This is a genomic window from Salinibacterium sp. AL4.1, from assembly GCF_059767305.1.
On record NZ_JBSOQK010000001.1, the window covers coordinates 65,566 to 80,081 of the forward strand.

A 14,516-nucleotide genomic window follows, 5' to 3' on the forward strand; every position below is an offset into this window, starting at 1 on the left:
GTGGCAGAGATCGATGATCTCCCGGTGACAGAGTTCGGGTTTCCGGGAGCGCTTCGTGACACGCTCGTGGCCGCAATTCTGGCGGGGGAGAAGACTTCGACAACGTCCACACTGGTCGAGTACGGAATTGAGAATGAGCCGCTGCCGGTTGCTGGTGAGCGCTACGCCCTTGTGGACTCGGACGACAAACGAGTCGCGGTGCTTGAAGTGACCGAAGTTCAGCAGGTTCGACTGGCCGACGTGCCGTGGGAGCATGCGCGTGACGAAGGCGAAGGGTGCGAATCAGTCACACAGTGGCGTGCCGGTCACGAATCGTATTGGCAGAGTGACGACATGCGCTCATTCCTTGGCGATCCGACGTTCACCGTGAACGACGAGACCATTGTGGTGCTCGAGCGTTTCGTGGTTGTCTCTCGCGTGGCCGCAGCATGAAGCGCGTGATCGCAGGCCTTTATCGTGCTCGCGTCATCATCCTGTACTCGTCAGTGGTGACGATCTTTGCCGGCACCATCGGGGCGCAGCTTATTTCTGTGGTTGTCGTGCGGTCGGTGTTCGAGCTGCTGCCATTGTTGGGCATTGCAGGGATGCTTGTCGTTCTCGTTGTGTTGCGGCCGGGCGTGAAGCTGTTGCCGCACCGCGAGCCTGTGGCCGTAGCCTCACCCGTCGGTGGTCGTTGGCTAGCGCTCAACAGTCCCGCGACACGAGTGCCCAGCCACGGCGTTCGCGCCTATGGCCAAGCTCATGCGGTCGATCTCGTTTTCGACCCGCTCGGAGGTACTCGACCAGCCTTCGATACCGGAATCGTGCTGCGCTATCCGAGCGAGTACCCCGCATTCGGCCAGCCCGTGCGGGCAATGATCGAGGGAGTTGTGGTGCGCTCCAGCGATTCGCAGCGCGATCACCGGGCTCGTTCTTCCGCGCTTGGCTTCATGTACATGATGATCGAGGGCACGATTCGCGAGATTGGTGGGCCCCGGCTTGTCGTCGGAAACCACATCACCATCCGCAGCGGCGACGGTATTTACGCGCTCATCGCTCATGTGAAGCAGCACTCTGCGCTTGTCAAAGTTGGCGATTCCGTCGTCGCAGGGCAGGTCATCGCCGCGTGTGGAAACTCAGGAAACTCCAGCGAGCCGCACGTGCACGCTCAACTGATGGATCGGGCATCTGCTTGGACCGGGCACGGAGTGCCCGTGCTTTTCGCCGGTGTGACCATCAACGACGATCCGGATGAGCGGCTCGCGATGCCGGCTGACAATGAGCATCTGACCGCGACCTAATCCGAGCGAGCGGCGTTGCCCCTGGTCAAGACAGGGACCACGCCGCTCTTCGACAACGCGCCCGCGCTAGCCCTTGATGGCCTCGGACCAGCTGACTCGGCTGCCCACCTTCAGCAGGGAGTTGTTGTAGATGCGGGCGCCGAGGAGCACGGCGAGGCCGGTCGTCACAAGCAGGAGCACGAGGGAGATGAGCGGCTCCCACCATTCGGCGGTTCCGAGGAACAGCCGCATCGGCATCCCGACCGGTGCAGAGAACGGAATGTACGACATCACGGTCAGCACGGTGGCGTTGTCATTGAAGAAGATGATCGCGAAGTACGGGAGCATGATCAGCATCGTGACGGGAGTCATGGCTGAGCCCAGATCTTCTTGACGTGAGACCATCGCTCCGACACCGGCGAAGAGCGCGGCGAGCAGCACGAAGCCGATGATGAAGAAGCCGACGAACCAGAGCAGCGGAGCGCCGAGAAGAGACAGCACCTCGGCCTGGCCGGTGACCGACAACCCAATAACCGCGAGAGCTGCGATCGCAATGATTTGGGCGAAGGCAAGGAGCGAGTTTCCGATGACCTTGCCGGCCATGAGAGCGGATACGGGTACCGCCGACATGAGGATCTCCACGATGCGGGTCTGCTTCTCTTCAACAACGCTCTGCGCGATCATCGGACCAAAGGTCATGCCCGAGATGAAGAAGATGATTCCGAATCCCAACGCCGCGATATAACTGAGCGGACTGCTCTGGTTCTCGGGCTCGAGCAAGATGACTTCGGGGCTTACGCTCAACCACTGCACGAGCAGCGAGGGTGCCTCTGAATTGGCGATGATGAGGACGGGCGAAACAGAGCCTTCCTCGGAGGGCAGCACTGCGGCATCCACTGTTCCCTCGCTCACGAGTGCTTCAGCCTCGGTGCGGTCCTCGACTGTCGTCACCTCGACGCCAGGTAAGTTCGACAGCTCGGAGGAGAGCGATCCGACCGTCGCGACCGTCGTGGTGCTGATGCTCTTCGAGAAGATGCCGCCGGCGATTACCCCACCGAGAACAAGCAGCAGCAGGATGCCGGTCGTGATGAGAAAGCTCTTCGAGCGAAGGCGGGTGGTGATTTCGCGCTCGGCGACGAGTGCGACGGACTGGGAAAAGCGAGGCGACGGGCGGCCAGCGGTAGCGGAGTTCATTAGATAACCTCTCGGAAGATTTGGGCGAGGGATGCCCGTTGCGGAGCAAAAGAAGAGACGTCGCCTTCGGCGACAGCGCGACGGAGGACACGCTGTGACGCAGAAGCTTCTTCGGCATCGAAGGTTGCGTGGCCGCCATCGAATTCCACGACGGAGATGCCGGGTTCGTCGCGCAGCCAGCCGAGGTCCCCCGAGGTGACGATGGTGTAGCGAGGGGCAGAGTGCTGTGCTCGCAAGGCTTCCCGTTCGCCAGCCGCGCGGATGCTTCCCTCGGCAATGATGACGAGGTCGTCGCACAACCGTTCGACGATCTCGAGTTGGTGAGACGAGAACAGGACGGCGGCTCCACCCGCGGCACGCTGCTTCAGTACCTCAACAACGGTGTCGACAGCGAGCGGGTCGAGGCCAGAAAATGGTTCATCGAGCACGAGCACCGCGGGATCGTGAACGAGTGACGCCGCGATCTGAGCACGTTGCTGGTTGCCGAGAGAAAGGCTCTCGAGGGTGGAGTCGCGGCGCTCTCCGAGGCCAAGTTCTTCGAGCAAGCTGTCGGCATTGCGGCCAGCGGCGGCCTGCGTGTAGCCGTGGAGACGAGCGAGATAAACGAGCTGCTCGCGAACCTTCATCTTGGGGTACAAGCCGCGTTCTTCGGGCATATATCCGAAGTGGCGACGCTGCTCGGCATCCAGCGGCTTGCCATCAAGCTGAATGGCGCCGGCATCCGATTCGAGAACTCCGAGAAGGATGCGCATGGTCGTGGTCTTGCCGGCGCCGTTGCCGCCGACGAAACCCGTCATGCGGCCATCGCGCACGCTAAAGCTCACACCGTCGAGCGCTGGACGCGTCCCGAAAGTCTTAGAGATGTTGTCGAGTTGGAGCACGAATACCGCCTTCGTTCGCAGAAAATCTTTCTGTTCTCAAGGCTACGAGCGAAAGCACGCTAGAGGATCAGTCTGCAGGCGGGTTCCAGCCTCCGCCGGAAGGGGGAGGCGGAGGGTGCGGGAGGTGGAATGAGCAGCAGGCCGAGCGCTCTTAGTGCGCGGCGGGTCGATCGTGGTGGGTGCCGGGAACGACAACTCCATTGTCGTAGGCGTACACGATGGCTTGGATGCGGTCACGCAACTGAAGCTTCTGCAGCACCTTGGAAACATGGGTCTTCACTGTCGCTTCGCCCAAGAACAGCGCCGCAGCAATCTCCGCATTCGAGAGTCCCTCCGCCACGAGCACGAGTACTTCGTGTTCTCGAGCGGTCAACTCGGCGGGGATAGTGGGCTCCGCCGCGTGCAGGAGTTGCGTGCCCGTACGCGTGAGTCGTTCCAGCACGCGACGAGTGACGGCCGGCGACAGCAGCGCGTCGCCGCTCGCCAAGGTGCGCACGGCATCCGCAAGATCGTCGGGCGACGAGTTCTTGAGCAAGAAGCCGCTCGCACCCGCATCGAGGGCATCGAACAGCTGCGACTCGTTGTCGAAAGTAGTGAGCACGAGAACGGCCGCGGTGCTCTCGGCGTCCGCAACGATCTGGCGGGTGGCTTCGATACCGTCAACTTCGGGCATCTGGATGTCCATGCAGATCACATCCGGGGCCAGTGCGGCCGCTAGTTCGACGGCTTCACGTCCGTTTCGGGCCTCGCCGACAACCTCAAAGTCGGGTTGAGCGCCGAGGATGATGCGAAAGCCCGTGCGAACCAGTTCGTGGTCATCGGCCAGCAGGATGCGAATCGGTGCTGAGCTCATGCACGACCCACAGTGGCGTCGATGTGGAGAGGCAGTTCCGCCCGAACGAGAAACCCACCCCGAGTGCGCGGGCGCAACTCAAGCGTTCCCCCGACGGCGTTCACACGCTCGGCCATGCCGATCAAACCGAGGCCAGTAGATGGTCGTTTGCTCGGTGCGCGACCGGAATTTCCGATCTCAATCTCGACTGAGGAGGTGCTCCATCGGAGGCGAACATCCGCTTCGCCCGACGGCCCAGCGTGTTTGCGGGCATTGGTGAGGGCCTCTTGGGCGACGCGATAGAGCGTTATGGAGGTCGATGCGCTGAGGGCTCGCGGTTCACCCAGTTGTTCGAATCGTGTCGGCATTCCCGCAGTTCGGGTCGTGTCAATCAGTTCATCGAGGCTGTGAACGCCGAGCGTCGACGCTGCGGCGGTCGCTGTTTCGCGGCTGTCGGCATCGCGCAGCGTGCCGAGAAGACGGTGCATTTCGTCAATCGCATTTCGCGACCCTGATTCCACAGAACGTAGTGCTTCAGCCGCGGCAGGCGGATCCTGCGTAAGCACGGTGCGTGCTGCCGCAGCCTGCACTCCCATGATCGACACATGGTGAGCAACGACGTCATGCAGCTCGCGCGCAATGCGCAGGCGTTCGATCGTCACAGCTTGTGCCGCCAATAGCTCTCGCTCGCGCACCAGCTCGACCGAGCGCGCGTGCAGAGCATCCTGTTGCACCCGCGAGCGGAAAGCTCGTTCGCCGAAGTAGTACGCCCCGCCGAAGTACAGCACGTTCGTCATGAACTGGATGACGAGGTACGCCAAAAGGGGAGAGAACGCCCCGACGCGAGAGAGTCCGCTCAGCGCATCAGGGTCAGTCGTGGTTTGAACGATCGAAATCGATAACCACACGAACATCGCGATAATGATCACGATGCGGGTGATCGTGGCGATACGGCGGCTGCTCTCCCACACCCCCACCGAGTAGAGCGCGATGAAGAGAGCGATATTGCAGAATGTCACCTCGGGCACGTGAAGTGTCGCGCCGACCATGAATACGACGCTGATTACGATCACGACCGCGAGGGGCTTCTGGCGACGGAACAGAAGCGGCAGCGTGATTCCGGCGGCCCAGAGTAGCGTCACAACGGAATCAGCCGGCTCATCGTAGATGCCGGCGATGCGAGTGAGAACTGTGCTCAGCAACGTGCCGACCAGCATGCCCACGGCGAGTACGACATCCCAACGATTGATTCCGGGCCGATCGCGCGGTGGCTGCGGGTTCGCCGAACTAATCGGTGCGTCGGAGCTGGCCGCATTGAGCCTGGGGTGGTGTGCGTCGGAGTGCACATCGCTGGGGGAGTCGCGCATCTAGGTAGGGTACCTGCCGGTCGTGGTGGCGATGTAGCCGATTCTCGCTACGAGAGGTGCGTGTGCATCCGCTCGCCTTCGCTGTTGAAGATGCTGATGACCTGAGCGGGGCCCGAACCGGCTGCACTCAGGGCGTGCGGGATGCGGGTATCGAATTCGGCGGCCTCACCGCGGGTGAGGATGAGATCTTGTTCCCCTAAACGCAACCGCAGTTTGCCCGAGAGGACGTAAAACCACTCGAAACCGTCGTGAACTCGGAGGTCAGGTAGGGCCTCTGCCGGCGAGTAGGTGATCTTGTAGGTCTGGATGGCGGAGGTGTCGGGGGCGAGTGGCGCGATGGTCAGGCCGTCGCGCATCACCACGGGGCGATGCACCCGAGGGTCTCGGGTTTCAGGCTTGAGCAAGTCGTCGATGCGGATGCCCAACTGGCGAGTGAGGGGAACGAGCAGTTCGAGGGATGCCTGACGCTTGCCTGATTCGAGGCGGGAGAGAGTGCTCGTCGACATGCCCGAGAGCCGCGCTGTCTCTTCAAGGGTCAGCCCACGCTGCTGGCGAGCGGCGCGCAGTCGTGGCCCCACTTGGTTGAGTTGGTCGAGCATCCGAACCTCTCTCGTGGTTGCGTGGTGTCGTTAGTGCCGAGTGGTGTTGCCCGCGTGTTTGCCAATACTGCAAATTAGCTTGCTGAAACTATACACCCGCGCGCACACTGATTTCATGAAAGAAAACTACTGGGATGTCGTTGTAATCGGAGCGGGCCCCGCAGGCCTCAACGCGGCGTTGCTGCTGGGGCGCGCGCGCCGCCGGACGCTGGTGATTCACTCGGGAGCCCCCCGCAATCGCTTCGCTGACCACATGCACGGCGTCCTCGGAAACGAGGGCGTCACTCCGCTCGAACTGCGTGAGAAGGGCGAGAAAGAGCTTGCGCTATATGGCGTTGAGATGCGGGAGGGCAGCGTTGAGCGCCTCGACGAAATCTCAGAAGGTGTGCGCATTACGGTGAGCGACAACAGCACCGTCGACGCCCGCGTGGTCATCGTTGCGACCGGGATAACCGATGAGTTGCCGCCAATCGAAGGCTTGGCTGAACACTGGGGTAGCAGCGTGCTGCACTGCCCGTACTGCCATGGCTGGGAAGTTCGTGACACCAAACTCGGCGTTCTGGCGACGTCTCTCGTCGGACTGCATCAAGCTTTCCTAGTGCGTCAATGGAGCGATGACGTCACCGTCTTCACTGCAGGGCTCGACGAGCTCACTGAGAAGCAAGCTTCTCGTTTGCGCTCCCGCGGAGTGAAACTCGTGAAGTCTCCGGTGGTCGCGCTGGAAGATGAGGTCGGCACACTCACCGGCGTACGCACGGCAGACGGAGAAACAGTGCCGATTGATGCGATTTTCACGGCAGGGACTCCGAGGCCGCACGATGCGTTTCTTGCTCATCTGGAGCTTGCCCGCACCGAAATCATGGGCAGCAGTTTCATCGCCGTCGATCAGGGTGGCAAAACGAGTCATGACCGTATCTGGGCAGTAGGCAACGTCGCGAATCCGATGCTCACGGTGCCCATGTCGATGGGGGCAGGCGCGATGACTGGCGGAGCCGTCAACGCTGCTTTAGTGGCCGAGGATTTCGATATCGCCGAACGACCCGCGTCTCCTGCAGAGTTCTGGGAATCGCGGTACTCCGGCGATGCCCACCAGTGGTCGGGGCGAGTGAACGCCGTTCTGGCGGCCATCGTTCCCGACCTTGAGGGCGGATACGCCAAGGACGCAGAACGAACAGCGCTCGACCTCGGCTGCGGAGAAGGCGGCGACGCGCTGTGGCTTGCTCAGCGAGGCTGGCGGACGACAGGCGTCGATATTTCGCACAACGCGATCGAACGAGGTCGGAAGGCGGCCGAGGGCGCCGGGATCACGAACGATCAGCTGCGTTTTGTCGCGGCGGACCTCTCAGAGTTCGAGAGCTCCGAATCGTTCGACCTCGTTTCGGCCAGTTTCTTGCAGTCGCCCGTCGAGCTACCGCGAGCAGACATTCTCAAGCGAGCAGCCATGATGGTGGCACCAGGCGGATACTTGTTGATCACGGCTCACGGCACGCCGCCGCGGCCACCCGCCACGCCCTCGGGGGTGGGGCATAGCTCGCCATTCCCCAGCCTCTACACTCCGGACGGAGATCTCGCAGCGCTCGAACTGGAGCTCGACGACTGGACAGTGCTGGTGCACGAGTTGCGTCCTCGCCCGATTGAGTTACCGGGCAAGGGGGATTTCATCACCGAAGACTCGATCGTGCTTGTGCAGCGCAATGCTTAGGCAGCAGAGTGATCGGCTCACTCTTTAGGCCGCTACTGAGGAACCACCGCGTGCTGGTGCCGACGTTTCGAACGACTCAATGTGGGCGAAATGTCCGGCACGCGGCGACACCTGCTGGCGGGCGTGCGGAATAATGCGGGCAAACCAATCGTCATCCGTCGAACTGACGAAGACATCGTGATTACCGCGCACGAGCGTGACAGGGCACTGGATGCTCGCCCACTGAGATTCGTCGTAGCGAGCAGCCGCGGCAGCTCCCCGCGCGAACGCGGCGGGACGAATCTCTGCCGCGAGAGAATCGATCACCGAACGGTCGAGAGCGCGACGCTCGGCGAACAGGGGAGAGCTGAGGGGGCCGAGCACACGAAGGCGATGAAGAATGCGAATGAGGCCGGTGCCGGCAGGGCCAAGGGTGCTCAGGAAGCGCATAGCGCCGAGCATGCCAGCGAGCAGCGGCAGGGTGCCGAAGCGACGAACCGGATGCCGCAGCACCGATAGTGCGCCGGGCCCGGTCGCCGAAATCGCCGTTACGCTCGCGGTGCGCTCCGGGTGTCTGGCCGCAATCGTGAGCCCGAGGTGTCCGCCCAGCGAGTGGCCGAAAATATTCCACTTCGCGTAGCCGAGCGTTCTCGTGACGTGGGCTACGGCATCCGCGAGGTCTTCGACCGTCGCAGTCGCAGAAATACTGCCGCTTTCTCCCCAGCCGGGGAGGTCAAGGGCGACAACGTTCTGCAAGGGGCTGCCCGTCGCATGCGAGGCGCGGATCAACGGCAACCAGGTCGTCCACGAACCGGCGGCCCCGTGGAGTAGAAGGGTCGCTGAATCGGATAGCGCAGCAGCATTCGGATCGACGTGTGCCACGACATCGCCGAGATCGGTCGGAACGACGACGCGCGTGAAGCCCGCGGTCGCGCGGTCAAACCGGTTCTCGGCGCTGTACTGCGTGCTGGAGGCTGGCGTCATGTTCACGGCTGTGGTTCGGAGCCAAACGTGGTGCGGTTTGGCTTTGCGGGGGAGTGCTCTACTGCACAACCTCGATCTGGGTGGAGGCTTCTGCCTCACCGATGGAGCCGAGGTCGATGATGTTCTCGAAGCCAGCTTCTTGCATGAGGGCGACAGCTTGACTGGAACGGTTGCCCGACTTGCAGTAGACGGCGTACTCAGCGTTGGGATCGAGTGTGGGAAGAGCCGCAGCAAAATCGCCACCGTTGAGGTCGAGCAGTGTGGCGCCCTCAAGGTGCCCAGCGTCGTATTCTGCGGGGGTGCGAACGTCAATGAGAATGGTGTCGGCGGTGAGCTCGATCTCCGGGGAGCCGTCGCCGGTCGAGCATCCGACGATCGATGCGAGGACGACGAGAGAACCAGCGAGAGCGGCGAGGGGGCGGAACATTTTTTCTCCTTGTGAAACGGGTGGTTGTGGTGTGTGTAGGTGGTTATTCGGAAACCCGGCATGAGTCGCCTGGGCAGTATTGGGGTGGGGTTTTTGTGAGCAAGCGCTGAAGCGAGCATCCAACGCAGATACCGAAGGCGGCTTCTAAGAAAAGCATGGTGAGGCACAGTCCGCACAACAGCAGTGTGGCTTCGAGCGGCGCACCGAGCACGCCCATTCCGGCACACGAGAGTAGGGCGAGGCCGTAGCCGAGCCACCAGGCGAACTCTTTCTGCGGGGCTCCCACCCAGTTCGGTTCGTGCGCGCGAACGATGAGGCGACCAAGCGCGAGCGTGGGTGACCAGCGATCATCTACTGTGACGCGCAGAAGCATATCCATCATAAAGAAGACGCCGAACGGGCGAAGCGGCACTGCAGAATGCTCGACAATCGCGAGGCCGATCGAGACCGCACCGCCAAGAAAGAGGATGCCCGCAGCTACCCGAACAGCTCGCTCGTTGACCACCGGAATGTCGTAGCCCTCAACAAGGGCACCCACGGTGGGCACTTTCGGTGGGCCTGGCGTTGCTGCTGCCGTTGCAGTTTCTGTCGCGGGCAACAGTCACGCTCCTGTCATGAGAGGGATCAAGCGCGGGATTTCTTGCACGAGCACGAAGGCTCCGATCACAAGAACAAAGATTCCAAAACCCTTGCGGAGGGCCGTTTCGGGGATGCGCCCGGCGAGAGCCGCTCCCACAAACGATCCCGCAACGGCGATACCGGTGAAGGCAAGGATCGTCGGCCAGGGTAGGTCGACGGTCAAGAGGTGAGCGGCGAGGCCGGCGGACGACTGCATCGCAATGACGAGCAGCGAGGTTCCTACTGCCACCGCGATCGGAAGGCCGCCAAGAAGGGTGAGTGCGGGAACGATAAGGAAGCCGCCGCCGGCACCAACAAGCCCAGCGGCAATACCGACGAAGAACCCGTCACGAATAATGCGGACGACGGGGAGTTTCGCGGGCTCGTGAAGTGAACCGGCGGGTACTTTCTTGCGGCCGCGGATCATGGCGGTCGCAGTAGCCACCATCATGGCAGCGAAGAGAACCATGAGAATCGTGCCCGGGATGTAGCCGCCGACTATCCCTCCGGCAAAAGCGCCGGCCATTCCTGCGACGCCAAAAATCAATCCAGTTTGCCAGCGCACGCGGCCTGCCCGAGCGTGATGGAGCACGCTGACGGCACTCGCAACGCCCACGATAAACAGCGAAGCCGAAATCGCCTGCTGCGGCTCAAAGCCGGCAACGTAGGTGAGGATCGGCACCGTGAGGATCGAGCCGCCCCCGCCGAGCATGCCGAGGGAAACTCCCACGAGTACGGCGAGGGCCAGCGCGATGATCAGATTAGGTTCCATGAGGTCGCGTTAGACCGCGGGGACTGCACCAGCAGTTGCGAGCCAACCAAGGTACGAGCCATCCAGTTCGGCAACGTCGTAGCCAGCACGGCGCAGGGCACTCGCGGCCACGCTGTTGCGCACTCCGCTTTGGCAATACGTCACGATGGTTCCTTTGCGGGGGAGCTGGTCGAGCGACCACATGACGCGGCCACCGCTCAATTGCTCAGCACCGGGGATGTGTCCCTCGGCGAACTCGGTTTTGTTGCGAACGTCGAGCAGAAGCACGCGCTCAACGCCATCGAGCATGGCGGGATCGACGAGTCGGGGCACTACGAGGGTGAGTCCGTCAAGAGTCGTTACGAAGCCTGACACCGTGTCGATGCCCACGCGCACGAGGTGATCGCGCAACTCTCCGGCGTGTTCGAGATCGTCAGCCAAAAGGATGACGGGGCGTGATTCTGTATCTGGGTTGTAGACCCAAGCGCCGTAGCTTGCCGCTTTCTCTGGTCCGGGAACGTTGAGCGAGCGCGGCACAGTGCCACGGTGAACTTCGGCATTGTTGCGAGTATCGATGAGGATCGCGCTGTCGGCATCGAGCGCCGTCGCAACTTCCTCAGTCGTGTACTCGCGTAGCGGGGTAACGGCGCCCATGACACTCGGGCCCTGTCGGTTCTGCAGCTTCATGCGGCCAAAGTAGGCGTGAGCATCCGGTTGACCGTTGAGCAGCTCGTCAATGAAGCCTTGCTCATCGTTGTTCTCGACGTAGTGGCTCCACCAGGCGAACGCACGTTCGTAGCCAACGGTAGTTGTCGGAATCGCGCCGAGAGCTTTGCCGCAGGCGCTACCGGCACCGTGGGCAGGCAATACCTGCACATAGTCAGGGAGCGTCAGGAAGCGGTCGCGCAGGCTAGCGAAGATGTCCTTCGCTCCGCTGAAGCGAGTGTCGATGCCGCCAGCGGCTTCATCGAGAAGGTCAGGGCGCCCGAGGTCTCCGACGAACACGAAGTCTCCGCTGAGCATGAAACCGGGAGCGTCAGCCTGCGCGCCATCGGTGATCAAGAACGAGAAGTGTTCGGGAGTGTGCCCAGGAGTGTGGACGGCCTGCAACGTGATGTTGCCGAGGGTGATGATGTGGCCGTCTTTCATGCGCACAGCACCGTCGAACGCGCTTCCATAGGTCCAGTCGGGGCCTCCTTCGTCTGAGACGAGGATCTCCGCGCCCGTGCGGGCAGCAAGTTCGCGCGTGCCGGAGAGGTAGTCGGCGTGAATATGAGTTTCGGTGACGGCAGTGATGGTCATCCCGTTTTTAGCGGCAATCTCAAGGTAGACGTCGAGATCGCGGCGAGGATCGATAACGATCGCTTCGCCCTTGGCCTGGCAACCGATGAAGTAGCTGGCCTGAGCGAGGTCGGTGTCATAGATACGTTCGAGAAGCATGATTACTCCAGTGAGTGTTCGCTATGTCCGGGGGAGGGAAGGCGCCGACGACGGTCGGTTGTCAGCGGTGGCTGCGTGTGAGGCGGTGGCTGCCTGTGAGGCGGGGGCCTAGCAGTGGCAACGGTCGCGTTCGGCGACGTTGGCGAGGGCGTCCTCGATGTGTTCTCCGCAGCCTGCCCAGGTGGGCTTACTGCATTTCTGGCACGTGACTTGGGCGCACATGTGGTCTCCTAACGACCGAAGAGGCGGGCAAAGAAGCCGCCCTGACTGGACTTTGCGGCGTCGATCTCGGACTGCGAGTGCTTACCGTTGCACCAGTTGGATGCGGGCACGCTGCGCTTGACGGACTGGATGTGTTGTCCGCATCCGGCCCACGTGGTTTTGCCGCATGTACGACACGTGACTGCTCTGCACATAACTCTGCTTTCGTTGACTGACTGCTTTCTAAATACCCTAGGGGGTATGCTTGAACTATACCCCATGGGGTATCGAAACTGTCAACTCACTCACGAGGAACGAGAGCACATGGATTCGTTAGCGGCCACGGCCACGACAGCGACAAGCGCTGAGCCTGACACCCAGAAGAAGATCGCGAACCGATTGCGTCGCGCTCACGGGCAACTGGGCGCGCTAATTGCCGCGGTCGAAAGCGGTGCCGGATGTCGCGATGTGGTTCACCAGCTCGCGGCAGTATCCAAAGCCCTTGACCGTGCCGGTTTTCTCGTGATCTCTGAAGCGATGCGGGAGTGTCTCCTCAACCCGGATGCCGACGGCTCACCGCAGTCAGAGGAGATAGAAAAACTCTTTCTCTCGCTTGCGTAATGACTCCGCGTTAGCGGAGCCACTCTCCGAGACCCTGAGCGTTGAAGAACTCCAGCGTCACCCCGGTGACGACCCCACCGGAACGGCCGAAAGTAGCCGACGAGAGTGAACCAGCTGGCGCGTTCTCGCCGGTTGGAGCGAAAGCAAAAGTGTCGGCATCCCACGGTTCGAACTCAAGTACGTAGCCGCCCCGAGGGCCGAGGGCTGCCTGCAGGGCGCCATCAACTTCGGTCACGACGAGGTCGCCAAAGTAGCTATTGCGGTAGGTTCCCACGTAGTCGCTGAGATAGACGGATGCTCCCGCCGTGCCAGGCGCAGCCTCGCCAACGAGATCTCCCGCTGGAGCGTGGAGGCCTGCGAGAGCGCCACGGTAGTCACCGAGCCAGTCTCGCGAGCTATCCCCGTGCTGCACCAGATCGAGGAACTGTGCGTTAATCGCTTCGGCAGTGCCGATTGGGCCAGCGTTCGTCAGCGTCACAATTCCCAGATCGAGACTCGGTACGAGTTGGTAATTGGTTCCAGCGCCCAAAACGAAACCGCCCGAGTGGCTCACTGTTGTGCGACCGGTCGCCTGGCTCCCCACATTAAAGCCGAAGCCATAACTGCCGCTGCGCTGGTCGGGGGCAGAAGCCCGCGCGCTGATGCTTTGCGCTGTGATGGCAGGCGTGAGCGATTCGGGGGTGACGAACTGCTGGCCGGCGTATTCTCCGTCGGAGAGCACCATCGTCATCCACTTCGACAGGTCACCGACGGTCGATGAGACACCGCCGGCGGGGGACTGGGGGTCGGGGTTTCGCTCGAAGAGCGGTTGAAACTCGTCGTCTACGAGCGTATGCAGCGTGGCGCGGTTGGGCTGCGCTACGAACTCCGCATAGTTCGAACTCGAGGATGACATGTCGAGCGGTTCGTAGACGAGCTCGCGCACGGCGTCTTCCCACCGCAGGTCGAGCGCCGCCGCTGTGGCCTCGGCTCCCACCGTAATGCCGTAATTGGAGTAATGGTAGCTACTGCGAAAGTCGTCGAGCGGTTGATAACGCAGATGATCGAGAATGTAGTCGCGCTCGTAGCCCACGTCTTCGAGGTCATCGCCCGCGCCCGTGGCCAGCCCGGTGCGATGGCTGAAATAGTCCGCGATCGTGGCGTTCTGGGTGACGTACGTCTCTGCCAGAGAGAAGTCGGGCAGCAACGTGCGCACCGGGGTGTCCCACTCCACGGCACCCTGCGTGATGGCGCGCGCAACGACCGTGGCAGAGAGCGACTTCGAAACCGAGGCGATCTGAAAGACGGTGTCGGCATCCACCCGGTCGCTCGTGCCGACTTCGCGAAGCCCGAACCCCTCGGCAAAGATCATGTCGCCGTTGTGCACGACGCCGACTGCCATGCCCGGTGTGCCCGACTCATCCATCGCCGCCTCGGCCAGCGCGGGAAGTTGCTCAACTGCAGCAGCAACTGCGCGTGCAACTTCTACGTCGCTGCTGCCCGCGCTGAGCGCGATCACATCAGAGGCAGGCGAGTCGCCCGTGACGACCTCAAGACCATTGGATGTCGCTGCCGTGCATCCCGAGACCGCAACGGAAACAGCAAGCAGCGCTCCAATCGCGGGCGCTGAGCGAGAGCGGCGGACAGTGTGGAACTCGGTCGAAGTCTCCATGCAACCACCC

At 62.1% G+C, this 14,516-nt stretch carries 17 protein-coding genes; 4 read left to right on the top strand and 13 right to left on the bottom strand.

What is annotated here, in order from left to right:
* Window positions 1-432, top strand: coding sequence for an ASCH domain-containing protein (locus tag ACWTV3_RS00345; RefSeq protein ID WP_498476336.1), 432 nt, complete (start codon window positions 1-3; stop codon window positions 430-432).
* Window positions 429-1,280 (top strand): M23 family metallopeptidase, encoded by an 852-nt coding sequence (locus ACWTV3_RS00350; RefSeq protein ID WP_498476337.1) that lies wholly within the window; start codon window positions 429-431, stop codon window positions 1,278-1,280. Before ACWTV3_RS00345 ends, ACWTV3_RS00350 begins: the two co-directional genes overlap by 4 nt.
* A 66-nt stretch (window positions 1,281-1,346) precedes the next feature.
* On the opposite strand, the gene ACWTV3_RS00355 is transcribed toward ACWTV3_RS00350, so the two are convergent.
* The 5 genes from ACWTV3_RS00355 to ACWTV3_RS00375 all read right to left on the bottom strand — a co-directional run bounded on the left by ACWTV3_RS00355 (window position 1,347) and on the right by ACWTV3_RS00375 (window position 6,132).
* Complete coding sequence (locus tag ACWTV3_RS00355; protein ID WP_498476338.1) at window positions 1,347-2,453, bottom strand: ABC transporter permease; 1,107 nt, start codon at window positions 2,451-2,453, stop codon at window positions 1,347-1,349.
* A complete protein-coding gene (locus ACWTV3_RS00360; protein WP_498476339.1) occupies window positions 2,453-3,334 on the bottom strand; it encodes an ABC transporter ATP-binding protein in 882 nt (293 codons plus the stop codon). The genes ACWTV3_RS00355 and ACWTV3_RS00360 overlap by 1 nt, the downstream gene beginning before the upstream one ends.
* 151 nt (window positions 3,335-3,485) lie before the next feature.
* On the bottom strand, window positions 3,486-4,187 hold the full coding sequence (locus ACWTV3_RS00365; protein WP_498476340.1) for a response regulator: 702 nt from the start codon (window positions 4,185-4,187) through the stop codon (window positions 3,486-3,488).
* Window positions 4,184-5,533 carry a histidine kinase gene (locus ACWTV3_RS00370; protein ID WP_498476341.1) on the bottom strand — a complete coding sequence of 450 codons (1,350 nt, stop codon included), beginning with the start codon at window positions 5,531-5,533 and terminating at the stop codon, window positions 4,184-4,186. The genes ACWTV3_RS00365 and ACWTV3_RS00370 overlap by 4 nt, the downstream gene beginning before the upstream one ends.
* Before the next feature lie 47 nt (window positions 5,534-5,580).
* Window positions 5,581-6,132 carry a helix-turn-helix domain-containing protein gene (locus tag ACWTV3_RS00375; protein WP_498476342.1) on the bottom strand — a complete coding sequence of 184 codons (552 nt, stop codon included), beginning with the start codon at window positions 6,130-6,132 and terminating at the stop codon, window positions 5,581-5,583.
* Window positions 6,133-6,247: 115 nt separating this feature from the next.
* Here ACWTV3_RS00375 and ACWTV3_RS00380 point away from each other — a divergent pair, with 115 nt between their 5' ends.
* A complete protein-coding gene (locus tag ACWTV3_RS00380) occupies window positions 6,248-7,834 on the top strand; it encodes an FAD-dependent oxidoreductase (protein WP_498476343.1) in 1,587 nt (528 codons plus the stop codon).
* 24 nt (window positions 7,835-7,858) lie between these two features.
* Here the strand turns inward: ACWTV3_RS00380 and ACWTV3_RS00385 are convergent, their stop codons facing one another.
* The 7 genes from ACWTV3_RS00385 to ACWTV3_RS00415 form a co-directional block, all read right to left on the bottom strand.
* Entirely contained in the window at window positions 7,859-8,797 is a 939-nt protein-coding gene (locus tag ACWTV3_RS00385; protein ID WP_498476344.1) for an alpha/beta fold hydrolase, read from the bottom strand.
* 58 nt (window positions 8,798-8,855) lie between these two features.
* A complete protein-coding gene (locus ACWTV3_RS00390) occupies window positions 8,856-9,224 on the bottom strand; it encodes a rhodanese-like domain-containing protein (RefSeq protein ID WP_498476345.1) in 369 nt (122 codons plus the stop codon).
* A 43-nt stretch (window positions 9,225-9,267) separates the two neighbouring features.
* Window positions 9,268-9,822, bottom strand: coding sequence for a DUF4395 domain-containing protein (locus ACWTV3_RS00395; protein WP_498476346.1), 555 nt, complete (start codon window positions 9,820-9,822; stop codon window positions 9,268-9,270).
* Between the two features lie 3 nt (window positions 9,823-9,825).
* Window positions 9,826-10,614, bottom strand: coding sequence for a sulfite exporter TauE/SafE family protein (locus tag ACWTV3_RS00400; protein ID WP_498476347.1), 789 nt, complete (start codon window positions 10,612-10,614; stop codon window positions 9,826-9,828).
* A gap of 9 nt (window positions 10,615-10,623) precedes the next feature.
* A complete protein-coding gene (locus ACWTV3_RS00405) occupies window positions 10,624-12,033 on the bottom strand; it encodes an MBL fold metallo-hydrolase (RefSeq protein ID WP_498476348.1) in 1,410 nt (469 codons plus the stop codon).
* Between the two features lie 108 nt (window positions 12,034-12,141).
* Window positions 12,142-12,255, bottom strand: a complete 114-nt coding sequence (locus ACWTV3_RS00410; RefSeq protein WP_498476349.1) for a DUF8730 family Cys-rich protein — start codon at window positions 12,253-12,255, stop codon at window positions 12,142-12,144.
* An 8-nt stretch (window positions 12,256-12,263) separates the two neighbouring features.
* Window positions 12,264-12,449, bottom strand: coding sequence for a DUF8730 family Cys-rich protein (locus ACWTV3_RS00415; RefSeq protein WP_231604861.1), 186 nt, complete (start codon window positions 12,447-12,449; stop codon window positions 12,264-12,266).
* A gap of 109 nt (window positions 12,450-12,558) precedes the next feature.
* Between ACWTV3_RS00415 and ACWTV3_RS00420 the strand changes: the two genes are divergently transcribed.
* Window positions 12,559-12,855, top strand: coding sequence for a metal-sensitive transcriptional regulator (locus ACWTV3_RS00420; RefSeq protein ID WP_498476350.1), 297 nt, complete (start codon window positions 12,559-12,561; stop codon window positions 12,853-12,855).
* A gap of 10 nt (window positions 12,856-12,865) precedes the next feature.
* Here the strand turns inward: ACWTV3_RS00420 and ACWTV3_RS00425 are convergent, their stop codons facing one another.
* Window positions 12,866-14,506: a serine hydrolase gene (locus ACWTV3_RS00425; RefSeq protein WP_498476351.1), complete on the bottom strand. Its 1,641-nt coding sequence runs from the start codon at window positions 14,504-14,506 to the stop codon at window positions 12,866-12,868.
* Between the last annotated feature and the right edge of the window lie 10 nt (window positions 14,507-14,516).

Excerpts from the sequence above, each read along its gene's own strand:
- ACWTV3_RS00365 (WP_498476340.1), bottom strand. The coding sequence starts at position 4,187 with ATGAGCTCAGCACCGATTCGCATCCTGCTGGCCGATGACCACGAACTG.
- ACWTV3_RS00350 (WP_498476337.1), top strand. The coding sequence starts at position 429 with ATGAAGCGCGTGATCGCAGGCCTTTATCGTGCTCGCGTCATCATCCTG.
- ACWTV3_RS00405 (WP_498476348.1), bottom strand. The coding sequence starts at position 12,033 with ATGCTTCTCGAACGTATCTATGACACCGACCTCGCTCAGGCCAGCTAC.
- ACWTV3_RS00425 (WP_498476351.1), bottom strand. The coding sequence starts at position 14,506 with ATGGAGACTTCGACCGAGTTCCACACTGTCCGCCGCTCTCGCTCAGCG.
- ACWTV3_RS00385 (WP_498476344.1), bottom strand. The coding sequence starts at position 8,797 with ATGACGCCAGCCTCCAGCACGCAGTACAGCGCCGAGAACCGGTTTGAC.
- ACWTV3_RS00415 (WP_231604861.1), bottom strand. The coding sequence starts at position 12,449 with ATGTGCAGAGCAGTCACGTGTCGTACATGCGGCAAAACCACGTGGGCC.
- ACWTV3_RS00355 (WP_498476338.1), bottom strand. The coding sequence starts at position 2,453 with ATGAACTCCGCTACCGCTGGCCGCCCGTCGCCTCGCTTTTCCCAGTCC.
- ACWTV3_RS00390 (WP_498476345.1), bottom strand. The coding sequence starts at position 9,224 with ATGTTCCGCCCCCTCGCCGCTCTCGCTGGTTCTCTCGTCGTCCTCGCA.
- ACWTV3_RS00400 (WP_498476347.1), bottom strand. The coding sequence starts at position 10,614 with ATGGAACCTAATCTGATCATCGCGCTGGCCCTCGCCGTACTCGTGGGA.
- ACWTV3_RS00380 (WP_498476343.1), top strand. The coding sequence starts at position 6,248 with ATGAAAGAAAACTACTGGGATGTCGTTGTAATCGGAGCGGGCCCCGCA.
- ACWTV3_RS00375 (WP_498476342.1), bottom strand. The coding sequence starts at position 6,132 with ATGCTCGACCAACTCAACCAAGTGGGGCCACGACTGCGCGCCGCTCGC.
- ACWTV3_RS00420 (WP_498476350.1), top strand. The coding sequence starts at position 12,559 with ATGGATTCGTTAGCGGCCACGGCCACGACAGCGACAAGCGCTGAGCCT.
- ACWTV3_RS00370 (WP_498476341.1), bottom strand. The coding sequence starts at position 5,533 with ATGCGCGACTCCCCCAGCGATGTGCACTCCGACGCACACCACCCCAGG.
- ACWTV3_RS00410 (WP_498476349.1), bottom strand. The coding sequence starts at position 12,255 with ATGTGCGCCCAAGTCACGTGCCAGAAATGCAGTAAGCCCACCTGGGCA.